A 13,501-nucleotide genomic window follows, 5' to 3' on the forward strand; every position below is an offset into this window, starting at 1 on the left:
GTCAGTGTGTCCCGGCCGGTCCGGTCGGGTCGACCGAATTTCTCCGTACCGCCGAGACGCCGGCGCCCGCCGCGACGAACACTGCATCGACCGGCCCGAATGGTTACCATCCGGTAGTCGAACATCGAACCCTTCTTCCGTCTCCCCTGCGGTCCGTCGTGGTCGCAGGGGGAAGTCGGAGCGTATGCGCCGCGTGGTTCCGGTGGAGAAGGTTCGTTCTTCACGTGCCACCGCCGCCGCGAGGAGCACCGAATGTCCCGACCCGCCCCGCCCCGCCGGTTCACCGCCGTCGCGACCGCCGTCCTGACCACCGCCGCCGTCGCCCTGACCACGCCCACCGCCGCCCCGGCCGCGCCGGCACCCGCCGCCCCGGCCGCGCCGGCACCCGCCGCCCCGGCCGCCGGATCCACCGTCGGCCCGGCCGTTGTCGACCACTGCCTCGGATCGTGCGCCGACATCCTGCCGCCCGGACAGAACGGCAACGCCACCCTCGTCGACATCCTGGCCAACCAGACCCTCGGTCTGCTCCCCCCGCACTCCGCAGACCAGCTCGGCCGGTACGCCGACCTGGTCTACGGCTACGCCGGACTGCGCGAGGACCAGATCGACACGTTCTTCACCAGCGCCGCCTTCGGCGTCCCCGCCGGCCAGGTCGAACGCAGCTACGCGCCCCGCGCCGACGTCACCGTGGTCCGCGACCGGGCCACCGGAGTGCCGCACGTCACCGGAAGCACCCGGGGCGGCACCATGTTCGGCGCCGGCTACGTCGGCGCCGAGGACCGCCTCTTCACCATGGACCTGCTCCGGCACGTCGGCCGGGGCACCCTCACCTCGTTCGCCGGTGGGGCACCCGGCAACCGGGCGCTCGAACAGAGCGTCTGGCGGAACTCCCCGTACCGGGAGGCGGACCTGGCCGCCCAGGTCGACGCGCTGCGGACCCGGGGCCCCCGGGGTGAGCAGCTGTACGCGGACGTCCGCGACTACATCGACGGGATCAACGCGTACATCCGACACTGCATGAGTCGACGGAACTGCCCCGGCGAGTACGTGCTCACCGGCCACCTCGACGCGATCACCAACGCGGGCGGCCCCGAACCGTTCCAGATGACCGACCTGATCGCCATCGCCGGCGTCGTCGGCGGGTTGTTCGGCGGCGGTGGCGGCACCGAGATGCAGTCCGCCCTGGTCCGGCTCGCCGCCCGGGCCCGGTACGGGCCCGTCGAGGGCGACCGGGTCTGGACGGCGTTCCGCTCCCAGAACAACCCGGAGACCGTACTCACCCTGCACGACGGGCAGAGTTTCCCGTACGGTGCCGCCGACCCGGACGCGCCGAGCGTGGTGCTCCCGGACCCCGGCTCGGTACGGCCCGAACCGGTGACCACCGACCCGACCGGCTCCGCCGGCGACAACACCCCGACCCGGGGTGCCCAGCTCGCCGCCGCGCTCTCCGGACTGACCATCGGACCGGCGCAGCGTGGCATGTCGAACGCCGCCGTCATCTCCGCGGCGCACTCCGCCACCGGTCACCCGGTCGCCGTCTTCGGGCCGCAGACCGGCTACTTCGCACCGCAGCTGTTGATGGTGCAGGAGTTGCAGGGGCCGGGGATCAGCGCCCGGGGTGCCGCGTTCGCCGGCATCAACCTCTACGTGCTGCTCGGCCGGGGCCAGGACTACGCCTGGAGCGCCACCTCGGCGACCCAGGACATCACCGACACGTACGCGCTGCCGCTGTGCACGGTGGACGGCAGCACCCCGACCCTGGCCAGCAACCGGTACCGCTACCGGGGCGCGTGCCGGTCGATGGAGGAACTGTCGCACGTCAACTCGTGGCAGCCGACGCTGGCGGACAGCACCGCCGCCGGGTCGTACCGGCTGGTCGCCCGCCGTACCGAACTCGGCCTGGTGGCCTGGCGCGGCACGGTGGACGGTCAGCCGTACGCGTTCACCCGGCTCCGGTCGACGTACCGGCACGAGGCCGACTCGGCGATCGGCTTCCAGATGTTCAACGACCCGGCGGTGATGGGCGACGCCGCGGCGTTCCAGGCCGCCGCCGCCGAAATCGGGTACGCCTTCAACTGGTTCTACGTCAACTCCACCCAGGCGGCGTACCTCAACTCCGGGCTGAACCCGGTACGCGCCCCGGGGTCGAACCCGAACCTGCCGATCCGGGCCGAGCCGGCGTACGAGTGGCAGGGTTTCGACCCGGCGACGAACACCGCCGACTACCTGCCGGCCGAGGCGCACCCGAACTCGGTCGACCAGGACTACTACGTCAGCTGGAACAACAAGCAGGCCGCCGACTTCGGTGCCGCCGACGGCAACTTCAGCTTCGGCGCCGTACACCGGAGTGACCTGCTGGACCGGCCGATCCGGGCGGCGCTGGCCGACGGCCGGAGATTCGACCGGGCCTCGCTCACCGCCCTCGTGCAGCAGGCCGGGCTGACCGACCTGCGCGCGGTCGAGGTGCTGGACGAACTGCTCCGGGTGCTGGAGAGCCAACCGGTCACCGACGCCCGGCTCGCCGACGTGGTCGGCACGCTGCGGGCCTGGCGGGCGGCGGGCGGGTTGCGGGTGGAGACCGCGCGCGGATCGCGGCGGTACCAGCACGCGGAGGCGATCCGGATCTTCGACGCCTGGTGGCCGCTGCTGGTCCGCGGCCAGTTCGCCGGGCCGCTCGGCCCCGAGCTGTACCAGGCGTTGGTCAACACCCTCCAGGTCAACGAGTCACCCTCCGGCCACCAGCGGGGCGACGACTCCGACCTGCCGGGTTCGGCCGCGTCGGCCCAGACCCACAAGGGCTCGTCGTTCCAGTACGGCTGGTGGGGGTACGTCGACGCCGACCTGCGGGCGGTGCTCGGCGAACCGGTCGCCGGCGGACTCGGGCGGACGTACTGCGGGGACGGCGACCTGGCGGCGTGCCGGCAGATCCTGCTGGCGACGCTGCGTGACGCGGCCGCCCGACCGGCCGCCGAGGTGTATCCGGGTGACGAGCACTGCGCGGCCGGCGACCAGTGGTGTGCCGACGCCATCGTGCAGTCCCCGCTCGGCGGGATCCGGCACCGGCTGATCGCCTGGCAGAACCGGCCCACCTACCAGCAGGTGGTGTCGTTCCCGTCCGGCAGGTGACGAACGTACGAAAGGGCTCCCCCGGTACGCGAAACGACCGGAGGAGCCCTCACGTACAGACCTCAGACGTTGAAGCCGAGGGCGCGGAGCTGGTCCCGACCCTCGTCGGTGATCTTGTCCGGGCCCCACGGCGGCAGCCACACCCAGTTGATCCGGATGTCGGAGACGAGGCCGCCACCGGGGCCGGTGGTCAGCGCCGTCCGCGCCTGGTCCTCGATCACGTCGGTCAGCGGACAGGCCGCCGAGGTGAGCGTCATGTCCAGGGTCGCGACGTTCTCGTCGTCCACGTGAATGCCGTAGACCAGCCCCAGGTCGACCACGTTGATCCCCAGCTCGGGGTCGACGACGTCCTTCATCGCCTCTTCGATGTCGGCGATCGCCGTCGCCCTGCCCGCCGGCCCGGTCGACTCCATCGCCATCTCCTGCTGATCAGTCACGCCGTCTTCACCTCGCTCCGTTCGTAACCATCGGCACCGCTGGCCTCGACGACCACCCCGGCCCGGGCCGCGGCGTCCTTGAACGCCATCCAGGGCAGCAGCGCACACTTCACCCGGGCCGGGTAACGGGCGACACCGGCGAACGCGACCGCGTCCCCCAGCACCTCCTCGTCCGGGTCCACCTGGCCCCGGCCCGACATCAACTCGACGAACGCGGCGTGCACCGCCGAGATCTGGTCGGTGTCCCGGCCGGTCAGCAGCTCGTGCAGGACACTCGCCGAGGCCTGGCTGATCGAGCAGCCCATGCCGTCGTACGACACGTCGCGCAGCACGTCACCGTCGAGCGCGACCCGGATCGTCACCTCGTCACCACACGTCGGGTTGACGTGGTGCGCCTCGGCGGCGTACGGCTCCCGCAGTCCCCGCCCGTGCGGGTGCTTGTAGTGGTCCAGGATGATCTCCTGGTACAGCTGGTCTACCTGCATCACCCGAACACCTTCCGTACCTGTTCCAGCCCGCGCACCAGAGCGTCGATCTCGCCGGTCGTGGTGTACAGGTAGAACGACGCGCGGGTGGTCGCCGGTACGCCGAACCGGACACAGACCGGTCGCGCACAGTGATGACCGACCCGCACCTCGACACCCTGCGCGTCGAGGATCTGCCCGACGTCGTGCGGATGGACCCCGTCCAGCGCGAACGAGATCGTGCCGCCCCGGCCGACCGGCACCCGGGGACCGAAGATCCGCAGCCCGGGCACGGTCTCCAGGGCGTCCAGCGCGTACGCGGTCAGTTCCTTCTCGTGCCACTGGATGGCGGGCATGCCGACCGCGGAGAGGTAGTCCACCGCGGCGCCCAGCGCGACCGCCTCGGCGATCGGCGGGGTGCCGGCCTCGAACCGGGCCGGCGGCGGGGCGTACGTCGAACCGCCCATCGCCACCGTCTCGATCATCGACCCGCCGCCGAAGACCGGCGGCATCGCGGCGAGCAGCTCGGCCCGCCCCCACAGCACCCCGATCCCGGTCGGTCCGCACATCTTGTGCCCGGTGAAGGCGATGAAGTCGACGTCCAGGTCGACCACGTCGATCGGCATGTGCGGCACCGACTGCGAGCAGTCGAGCATCAGCAGCGCACCAACCTGGCGGACCCGTTCGGTGATCCGCGCGGTGGCGTTGACCGTGCCGAGGATGTTCGACATGTGCACGAACGAGACCAGTTTGGTCCGCTCGTTGACCAGCTCCGCCAGGTTCGACTCGTCGAGCCGGCCCTGCTCGGTGAGGCTGAACCAGCGCAGCGTGGCGCCGGTCCGCTCGCAGAGCAGCTGCCACGGGACGAGGTTCGAGTGGTGCTCCATCTCGGAGATCACGATCTCGTCGCCGGGGCCGAGCCGGAACCGTGGGTCGCCGCCGAGGCCCAGCGAGGCGTTCGAGAAGGCGTACGCGACCAGGTTGATCGCCTCGGTGGAGTTCTTGGTGAAGACCACCTCGTCCGGGCTCGACGCGTTGATGAACGCCGCGACCTTCGCCCGGGCCCCCTCGTACGCCTCGGTCGCCTCGGTGCCCACGGTGTGCACCGACCGGGACACGTTGCCGTTGTGCCGCTCGTAGTGCTCCCGCAGCACGTCGAGCACCTGGCGCGGCTTCTGCGAGGTGTTCGCGCTGTCGAGGTAGACCATCGGGTGGCCGTTGACCGCACGTCCCAGGATCGGGAAGTCCGCGCGTACCGCCTCGACGTCGTACCGGGGCACGTCGTCGTACTGGGGCATCCCGGGTGGGATCGCGATCGTGGTCATCTCGACGACGCCCTTCTCCTCAGCCGTCCCGCTCAGGCCCGGGCCGAACCGGCGCCGGCGACGTACCGCTCGTAGCCCTCGGCCTCGAGCTTCTCGGCGAGCTCGGGGCCGCCCTGCTCGACGATCCGCCCGGCCACGAAGACGTGCACGAAGTCCGGCTTGATGTAGCGCAGGATCCGGGTGTAGTGGGTGATCAGCAGCAGGCCGGTCTGCCCGGTCTCGCGGACCCGGTTGACTCCCTCGCTGACCACCCGCAGGGCGTCGATGTCGAGGCCGGAGTCGGTCTCGTCGAGGATGGCCACCTTCGGCTTGAGCAGCTCGAGCTGGACGATCTCGTGCCGCTTCTTCTCACCGCCGGAGAAGCCCTCGTTGACGTTGCGCTGGGCGAACGCCGGGTCCATCTGCAGCCGCTCCATCGCGCCGCGCAGTTCGCCGGCCCAGGTGCGCAGCTTCGGCGCCTCGCCGTCGACCGCGGTCTTGGCGGTACGCAGGAAGTTCGCCACCGAGACACCGGGGACCTCGACCGGGTACTGCATGGCGAGGAAGAGGCCGGCGCGGGCCCGCTCGTCGACGGCCATGGAGAGCACGTCGACGCCGTCCAGGGTCACCGAGCCACCGGTGATCTCGTACTTCGGGTGGCCGGCGATCGAGTACGCCAGGGTCGACTTGCCCGACCCGTTCGGTCCCATGATCGCGTGGGTCTCCCCCGCCCGCACGGTGAGGTCGACCCCGGCCAGGATCGGCTTGAGCTCGCCCTCGGGCAGCTTGACCGACACCTGCAGGTCACGGATCTCCAGAACGCTCATGGTGCGGTAACTCCATTACTCGGCGTGAGACTCAGGTAGATGTCGCCGTCGCGGATCTCGACGGGGTAGACGGGTACGGGTTGGGTCGCGGGCAGGCCGCTGGGTTCCCCGGTCCGCAGGTCGAAGCGGGAGCCGTGCAGCCAGCACTCCAGGGTGCAGCCGTCGACCTCGCCCTCGGAGAGCGCGACCGCGGCGTGCGAGCACTCGTCGCGGACGGCGTAGAAGTTGCCGTCCTCGGCGTGCACCACCGCGACCTCGGTCCCCTCGACCTCGGCGGAGATCACGGTTCCCTTCGGGATGTCCTCGGTGGAGCAGATCCTGATCATCAGGAGCCCGCCTTGAGGAGCCGCGCCTCGATCTGGTCACCGAGCCGGTCCCGCAGCTCCTCGACCGGGATCCGGTTCAGCAGTTCGGCGAAGAAGCCCCGGACCACCAGCTTGCGCGCCTCGTCCTCGGGGATGCCCCGGGCCATCAGGTAGAAGAGCTGCTCGTCGTCGAAGCGGCCGGTGGCGCTGGCATGCCCGGCCCCGGCCACCTCGCCGGTCTCGATCTCCAGGTTCGGCACCGAGTCGGCGCGGGCGCCGTCGGTCAGCACCAGGTTCCGGTTGATCTCGTACGTGTCGGTGCCGGTCGCCTCGGCCCGGATCAGCACGTCGCCGACCCAGACGGTGTGCGCGCTGGCGCCCTGCAGCGCACCCCGGTAGCCGACGTAGCTGCGGCAGTCCGGCACGCTGTGGTCGACCAGCTGCCGGTGCTCCAGGTGCTGGCCGGCGTCGGCGAAGTAGAGGCCGTACAGCTCGGCCTCACCACCCCGGCCGGTGTACTCCACGCTGGTGTACTGCCGGACCAGGTCCCCGCCGAGGGTCACCTGCAGGTGGCTGACCTTGGCGTCCCGGCCCAGCCGTACCCGCAGGTGCTGGGCCTGGACCGCGTCGGCGGCCCAGTCGGCGACGGTGACCAGGGTGAGCTTCGCACCCTCGGCAACGTCCACCTCGAGGTTGTCGGCGAGCGTCGGCGAACCCTCCTGCCAGAGGACCAGCGACGCCTCGGCGAACCGACCCACCCGCAGCTGGGTACGGGCGAAGGAGAGTTCCTCCGGGAAGTTGCCGATCAGGCGTACCACGACCGGTTCGGCCAGCACCGCCTCCGGGGCCACCTCGACCAGGTTCACCCGGTCGGCGGCACCGTGGGCCAGCGCGCTGATCCGGTCGAACGGGGTCAGCACCCGCTCGGCCTCGGCGGCCGGGGTGACCCGGACGGAGAGCCCGGCGGGCAGGTCGCCGTGTTCGACGACCAGCCCGCGCGGGCCGCCCTCGGGTACGTCCGCCGAGCCGGCGGTGGCCAGGCCACGCAGCCGCTTGAGCGGGGTGAACCGCCACTCCTCCTCCCGCCCGGTCAACGCCGGATAGTCACCGACGTCGTACGAGCGGAGCGTCTGCGCCTTGGTGGTCACCGGCGCGGCCTGCGTGGCGGGCGCGAATGCTTCGGTAGTCATCTCTTCCTTGGTCTGTCTCGCGAGGGACCGGGGCGGGGTCGTCGGGCGGGCGGCGTCAGCCGACCGCGCCCTCCATCTGCAGCTCGATCAGCCGGTTGAGCTCCAGCGCGTACTCCATCGGGAGTTCCTTGGCGATCGGCTCGATGAAGCCACGCACGATCATCGCCATCGCCTCGTCCTCGCTCAGGCCCCGGCTCATCAGGTAGAAGAGCTGGTCCTCGCTGACCTTGGAGACGGTCGCCTCGTGTCCCATCGCCACGTCGTCCTCGCGGATGTCGACGTACGGGTAGGTGTCGGAGCGGGAGATGGTGTCGACCAGCAGCGCGTCGCACTTGACCGTGCTCCGGCTGTGGTGCGAGCCCTCCATCACCTGGATCAGGCCCCGGTACGAGGTCCGGCCGCCGCCCCGGGCGATCGACTTGCTGACGATCGTGCTCGAGGTGTGCGGGGCCAGGTGGACCATCTTGGCGCCGGCGTCCTGGTGCTGGCCCTCGCCGGCCATCGCGACCGAGAGCACCTCGCCCTTGGCGTGCTCGCCCATCATGTAGACGGCCGGGTACTTCATGGTCACCTTGGAGCCGATGTTGCCGTCGATCCACTCCATGGTCGCGCCCTCGTGGCAGACCGCCCGCTTGGTGACCAGGTTGTAGACGTTGTTCGACCAGTTCTGGATGGTCGTGTAGCGGCAGCGCGCGTTCTTCTTGACGATGATCTCCACGACCGCGCTGTGCAGCGAGTCGGAGGAGTAGATCGGCGCGGTGCAGCCCTCGACGTAGTGCACGTACGCGCCCTCGTCGACGATGATCAGCGTCCGCTCGAACTGGCCCATGTTCTCGGTGTTGATCCGGAAGTAGGCCTGCAGCGGGATCTCCACGTGCACGCCCTTCGGCACGTAGATGAACGAGCCACCGGACCAGACGGAGGTGTTCAGCGCGGCGAACTTGTTGTCGCCGACCGGGATCACCGTGCCGAAGTACTCCTTGAAGAGGTCCTCGTGCTCCTTGAGCGCGGTGTCGGTGTCCAGGAAGAGGACGCCCTGCTCCTCGAGGTCCTCGCGGATCTTGTGGTAGACCACCTCGGACTCGTACTGGGCGGCGACACCGGCGACCAGCCGCTGCTTCTCCGCCTCCGGGATGCCCAGCTTGTCGTAGGTGTTCTTGATGTCCTCGGGGAGGTCGTCCCAGCTCGCGGCCTGCTTCTCGGTCGAGCGGACGAAATACTTGATGTTGTCGAAGTTGATCCCGCTGAGGTCGGCACCCCAGGCCGGCATCGGCTTGCGGTCGAAGAGGCGCAGCCCCTTGAGCCGCAGGTCGAGCATCCAGGCGGGCTCGTTCTTCTTGGCGGAGATGTCCCGCACCACCGCCTCGTTGAGGCCACGCTGCGCGACCGAGCCGGCCGCGTCCGGGTCGGCCCAACCGTATTCGTAGCGGCCCAGGGCGGCGAGCTGCTCCTCCTGCGTCATGGGCTGGACGATCTGCTCGGTCATGTATCAGTCCTCACACTGGTGACGGAAGGTTTCGGCTGGGCTGGGATGTGCGTGGTGCACACCCCGTCACCGTGGGCGATGGTGGCGAGGCGCTGCACGTGGGTGCCGACCAGGCGGGAGATGACCGCCGTCTCGGCCTCGCACAGCTGGGGGAACTCCGCGGCCACGTGGGCCACCGGGCAGTGGTGCTGGCACAGCTGCCCGCCGGAGGCGATCGTGGACGCGTTGGCAGCGTAACCCTCCGCGGTCAGCGCCCCGGCAAGTGCCTCGGCCCTGGCCAGCGGATCGTCGCCGGCGCCCTCCATGGCGGCCCGGCAGCGGGCCTCCAGGGCGGCGACCTGGTCGGCGGCGAACGCGCCGACCGCGTCGTCGCCGAAGTGCCGGGCGATCCAGCGCAGCGCGGCGGTGGCCATCCCGTCGTAGGTGTGGGTGCCGCAGCGCCGCCGTCCGGACTCGGTGAGCCGGAAGACCTTGGCGGGTCGGCCCCGGCCACGCTGGCCCTGCACGACCTGCTCGCGGGCGAGCACGTCGCCGTCGGCGAGCATCGCGTCGAGGTGCCGGCGGATCGCCGCCGGGCTGAGCCCGAGTTCCGCGCCGAGCTGGGCGGCGGTGGCCGCGCCGTGCTCGAGCAGGAGCTGGGTGACCCGGTCCCGGGTGGTCCGCCCGTCCTGGCCGGCGGTGTTCCCGACGGCAGCGCCGAGGTGGCCGGTGACCGACTCGGTCACCCGCCTCCGCTCGGAGTACGCCGCCAGGTTTTTCACTACGCCAACGTTACGTATTTCCGCCAAGATCCGCAAACCACGACTCCGGTGATCCGGACCACCGGAGAGCAGACGCGGCGTCCGCCATGATCACATTTGCACGTACGATGTCCGTCGTGAGCCGATTTGGCGAATTTCCCGGCAAACCCACCCTAACGCGACTGGCCCTCGCCTCCGTGGTGGGCAACGTCCTCATCGTCGGCACCGGCGGCGCCGTCCGGCTGACCAAATCCGGGCTCGGCTGCCCCACCTGGCCACGGTGCACCGACGAGTCGTACACGACCACCCCGGAAATGGGCCTGCACGGGGTGATCGAATTCGGCAACCGGCTGCTCACCTTCGTGCTCGCCGCCATCGTGATCGCCGCGGTGGTCGCCGCCTGGCGGCAGCGGCCCCGCCGCCGTGGCCTGGTCTGGCTCGCGATCGCGGCCGCCTTCGGCATCCCGGCACAGGCGATCATCGGCGGCATCACCGTGCTCACCGACCTCAACCCGTGGGTCGTCGGGCTGCACTTCCTCTCCTCGATGGCGGTGATCGCCTTCGCGTACGCCTTCTGGCGCGCCGCCCGCGAACCGGACGGTCCGACCCGGCCCACCGTGCCCGGACCGCTGCGTACCCTCGCCTGGCTCACCGTGCTCGTCACCGGGGTGGTACTGCTGGTCGGCACCTGGGTGACCGGCAGCGGCCCGCACTCCGGCGACTCCGGGGCGGCCCGCAACGGTCTCGACCCCGAATCGATCTCCCAGGTGCACGCCGACTCGGTCTTCCTGCTGCTCGGTCTCTCGATCGCGCTCTGGTTCGCCCTGCGGGCGGTCGCCGCGCCGGCCGGCGCGGTCCGGGCCGCCGGGCTGCTGCTCCTCGCCGAACTGGGTCAGGGGGTGATCGGCTTCGTCCAGTACTTCACCGGCCTGCCGGTGATCCTGGTCGGTGCCCACATGCTCGGCTCCTGCCTGGTCTGGCTCGCCGCCCTGGCGGTGCTCTGGTCGACCCGGGAACACCAGCCGCTGCCGGTGCCGGTCTCGCCCGCCGCGCCCACCCGCTCCCTCGAGACGGTGTGAGGAAGGGCCCAACGTGCCACCTGGCGGCAGCCCGTGGTGCGGAAGGGCCCTTCCGACGGCTCAGCCGAGGCGGGCGAGGATGGCGTCGGCCAGTCGCCCGGCGGCACCCGGACCGTGCGCCAGGAAGAGCGACGGCTCGGTCAACTCCACCTCGATGACGATCGGCGCCCCGTCCGGGCCCGGAATGAGGTCCACCCGGGCGTAGAGCGGCCGCCCCGGACCGCCGGGCAGCACGGCCAGAACCTGCTCCGCCACCGCCAGTTCGGCGCCGGCCGGAACGCGTGGCGAGATCTGCTCCGGCCGGGACAGCCCTTCGACGCCGTGGTCCGGCCCGTCCAGCATCGGCCCCTTGCGGATCCCGTGGCTGAAGGCGAGGCCGGCGGGGCCGGCGAAGAAGAGCAGCGCGGTCTCGCCGGCGGTCTCCACCGCCCTCAGGTACGGCTGCACCATGGTGTGCCGGCCCGCCGCGCGTAGCCGTTCGACGTGGGCGACCGCGAGCCGGCGGTGTTCGGGATCAGCCAGGTCGTACCGGCCGGCGTCGAGGCTGCCCGCACCGACGGCCGGCTTGATCACGTATTCGCCGGTCTGGGGCGGGTGCCACTCGCGGTCCGGGGCGAGCCACTCCGTCGGTACGGTCGGGATCCCGGCGGCGGCGAGGTCGCGCAGGTAGCGCTTGTCGGTGTTCCACCGGACCAGGTCGGCCGGATTGGCCAGACCGGGCACGGTGGCGGCCCAGGCGACGAACTCGGCGCGTCGGGTCGGGTAGTCCCAGGGCGAACGGAGCACCGCGAGCGGATAGCCGGCCCAGTCGACCGTCGGGTCGTCCCAGATCCTCGGCTCGACGACCACGCCACGCTGGGCGAGCGCCGCCGCCAACAGCCGGTCGTCCGGGTCGAGTTCGGGTAGTTCGGTACAGGTAATGAGAGCGACCCGGGGAAGACCCCGGGTCGCACGGTTGTCGGACAAATTTATCAACGAGCCAGGGTGCGACGAGCCATCGACCGCCAGAGATCGTTACTCGGCCGCATCTGATCCATCAGTTCCCGCTCCCATTCGTTTTCCACGGCCACCCCCGCTGTGGCGCAGGCCTGCCGCGCGACGTCGGTGCCGTCCGCGAACTGGTCCGCCCACACGCCGTCCTCCCCCACCAGGACGATGCGGGCTCCCCGCTTGCCGACGTATTCGATGACCGCCTTCGCACCGCCGTGGCCGGCGGCGAACGCCTTGATGCCGGCCACCAGACCGTTGTGGGTCTGGCCTGCGACGGTCTGATCCCCCGTCGGCGTCGTATCGGAACCATCTGCCATAACGCGCAGCCTAAGCAGACCTGGCACGCCATGCCTGGCACCTACCGATATTTTGTGATGCCAATTACGGCGAGGTTTCAAGCATCAACGGGGTGTGTTCGGGCGATTTTTCGGGCTATAGCCCGGCAAAACAATTAGCTGATTCACGTTTCAATCGCGCCGAACGGGACGAACGGGCAGAAAACCGGACGTTCGAGGCTCAGAGCAGCGCGTCCACCGCGACCGCGGCAAAGACGACCGTCAGGTAGGTGATCGACCAGTGGAACAACCGCATCGGCTTCAGCGGCTCGCCCCGCCCGGCCCGCTGCTGCAGCCGGTGCGCCTCGACGATGAACACCCCGCCGGCCACCAGAGCGACCACGCCGTAGATCGGCCCCATGCCCAGCGGCCAGACCGCCACCGAGGCCGCCACGGTCAACCAGGTGTAGAGCACGATCTCCAGGTTGACCCGACGCACCGACCGCACCACCGGCAGCATCGGGATACCGGCCCGGGCGTAGTCGTCCTTGAACTTGATCGCCAGCGCGTAGAAGTGCGGCAGCTGCCAGAAGAAGACCACCAGGAACAGCCCCCACGCCCGCGGCGACAGGGAACCGGTCACCGCCGCCCAGCCGATCAGCACCGGCGCCGACCCGCAGACCCCGCCCCAGAAGGTGTTCTGCCAGGTGGTCCGCTTCAGCCAGAGCGTGTAGACCAGGTCGTAGTAGAGGATCGCCCCCAGGGTCAGCCCGGTGGCGAGCCAGTTGGTGAAGACCGCCATCAGGCTCACCGACACCACGGCGAGCACCAGGCCGAAGACCAGCGCGTTGCGGGGCGCGACGCTGTGGGTCGGCAGCGGACGCCGCTTGGTCCGCTTCATCACCTGGTCGATGTCCCGGTCGATGTAGCAGTTCAACGCGTTCGCCGCACCGGCCGCCAACGAACCGCCGACCAGCACGACCAGCACCAGCCACAACGACGGGATCCCGTCGGCGGCCAGCATCATCGTCGGCACCGTGGAGATCAGCAGCAGTTCCACGATCCGCGGTTTGGTCAGTGCGACGTACGCCCGGACCCGGGCGGTGACGGTGCCTCGCCGGGACGCCTCCCGGTCGGCCGCCACCTCGGCGGGACCGGTCGCGGGGCGCTCGGTGATCATGCTCACGGAATGCCACCTTCCGGCGTATGCGCAGGGGAGAGCGGTGTGGAACATCGGCCAGGCGGCCGACCACACCGGGCCGGCATACCGACCGACAG

Annotated in this window: 12 protein-coding genes and 1 pseudogene; 2 read left to right on the forward strand and 11 right to left on the reverse strand. The window is 70.6% G+C overall.

Annotated features, from left to right (window positions below; translation table 11 throughout):
- The first annotated feature begins 252 nt into the window (after positions 1 to 252).
- Entirely contained in the window at positions 253 to 3,126 is a 2,874-nt protein-coding gene (locus ABGB05_RS07150; protein WP_347652381.1) for a penicillin acylase family protein, read from the forward strand.
- A 62-nt stretch (positions 3,127 to 3,188) separates the two neighbouring features.
- Here the strand turns inward: ABGB05_RS07150 and ABGB05_RS07155 are convergent.
- The 8 genes and pseudogenes from ABGB05_RS07155 to ABGB05_RS07190 all read right to left on the reverse strand — a co-directional run.
- A pseudogene (locus ABGB05_RS07155) lies at positions 3,189 to 3,521 on the reverse strand (metal-sulfur cluster assembly factor); the annotation flags it as partial.
- A 38-nt stretch (positions 3,522 to 3,559) separates the two neighbouring features.
- Complete coding sequence (gene sufU, locus ABGB05_RS07160) at positions 3,560 to 4,048, reverse strand: Fe-S cluster assembly sulfur transfer protein SufU (protein ID WP_347652455.1); 489 nt, start codon at positions 4,046 to 4,048, stop codon at positions 3,560 to 3,562.
- Positions 4,048 to 5,352 carry a cysteine desulfurase gene (locus tag ABGB05_RS07165; protein ID WP_347652382.1) on the reverse strand — a complete coding sequence of 435 codons (1,305 nt, stop codon included), beginning with the start codon at positions 5,350 to 5,352 and terminating at the stop codon, positions 4,048 to 4,050. The genes sufU and ABGB05_RS07165 overlap by 1 nt, the downstream gene beginning before the upstream one ends.
- Before the next feature lie 32 nt (positions 5,353 to 5,384).
- Complete coding sequence (sufC, locus tag ABGB05_RS07170; RefSeq protein ID WP_347652383.1) at positions 5,385 to 6,158, reverse strand: Fe-S cluster assembly ATPase SufC; 774 nt, start codon at positions 6,156 to 6,158, stop codon at positions 5,385 to 5,387.
- Positions 6,155 to 6,484, reverse strand: coding sequence for a non-heme iron oxygenase ferredoxin subunit (locus ABGB05_RS07175; protein WP_347652384.1), 330 nt, complete (start codon positions 6,482 to 6,484; stop codon positions 6,155 to 6,157). The genes sufC and ABGB05_RS07175 overlap by 4 nt, the downstream gene beginning before the upstream one ends.
- A complete protein-coding gene (sufD, locus tag ABGB05_RS07180; protein ID WP_347652385.1) occupies positions 6,484 to 7,653 on the reverse strand; it encodes a Fe-S cluster assembly protein SufD in 1,170 nt (389 codons plus the stop codon). Before sufD ends, ABGB05_RS07175 begins: the two co-directional genes overlap by 1 nt.
- A gap of 55 nt (positions 7,654 to 7,708) precedes the next feature.
- The gene (gene sufB, locus ABGB05_RS07185) at positions 7,709 to 9,139 is read right to left on the reverse strand and encodes a Fe-S cluster assembly protein SufB (protein ID WP_347652386.1); all 1,431 of its coding nucleotides are present in this window, start codon (positions 9,137 to 9,139) and stop codon (positions 7,709 to 7,711) included.
- Positions 9,136 to 9,771 carry a metalloregulator ArsR/SmtB family transcription factor gene (locus ABGB05_RS07190; RefSeq protein ID WP_347652456.1) on the reverse strand — a complete coding sequence of 212 codons (636 nt, stop codon included), beginning with the start codon at positions 9,769 to 9,771 and terminating at the stop codon, positions 9,136 to 9,138. The genes sufB and ABGB05_RS07190 overlap by 4 nt, the downstream gene beginning before the upstream one ends.
- 236 nt (positions 9,772 to 10,007) lie before the next feature.
- On the opposite strand from ABGB05_RS07190, the gene ABGB05_RS07195 reads away from it, so the two are divergent.
- A complete protein-coding gene (locus ABGB05_RS07195; protein ID WP_347652387.1) occupies positions 10,008 to 10,958 on the forward strand; it encodes a COX15/CtaA family protein in 951 nt (316 codons plus the stop codon).
- A gap of 60 nt (positions 10,959 to 11,018) precedes the next feature.
- Here ABGB05_RS07195 and ABGB05_RS07200 read toward each other — a convergent pair whose 3' ends face one another.
- The 3 genes from ABGB05_RS07200 to ABGB05_RS07210 all read right to left on the reverse strand — a co-directional run bounded on the left by ABGB05_RS07200 (position 11,019) and on the right by ABGB05_RS07210 (position 13,409).
- Complete coding sequence (locus ABGB05_RS07200; protein WP_347652457.1) at positions 11,019 to 11,930, reverse strand: hypothetical protein; 912 nt, start codon at positions 11,928 to 11,930, stop codon at positions 11,019 to 11,021.
- Complete coding sequence (locus ABGB05_RS07205) at positions 11,930 to 12,265, reverse strand: hypothetical protein (protein WP_347652388.1); 336 nt, start codon at positions 12,263 to 12,265, stop codon at positions 11,930 to 11,932. Before ABGB05_RS07205 ends, ABGB05_RS07200 begins: the two co-directional genes overlap by 1 nt.
- 199 nt (positions 12,266 to 12,464) lie before the next feature.
- On the reverse strand, positions 12,465 to 13,409 hold the full coding sequence (locus tag ABGB05_RS07210; RefSeq protein ID WP_347652389.1) for a heme o synthase: 945 nt from the start codon (positions 13,407 to 13,409) through the stop codon (positions 12,465 to 12,467).
- Positions 13,410 to 13,501: the final 92 nt, after the last annotated feature.

Origin of the sequence: Plantactinospora sp. B5E13, from assembly GCF_039871775.1 — a bacterium.
Classification (GTDB): Bacteria; Actinomycetota; Actinomycetes; order Mycobacteriales; family Micromonosporaceae; genus Plantactinospora.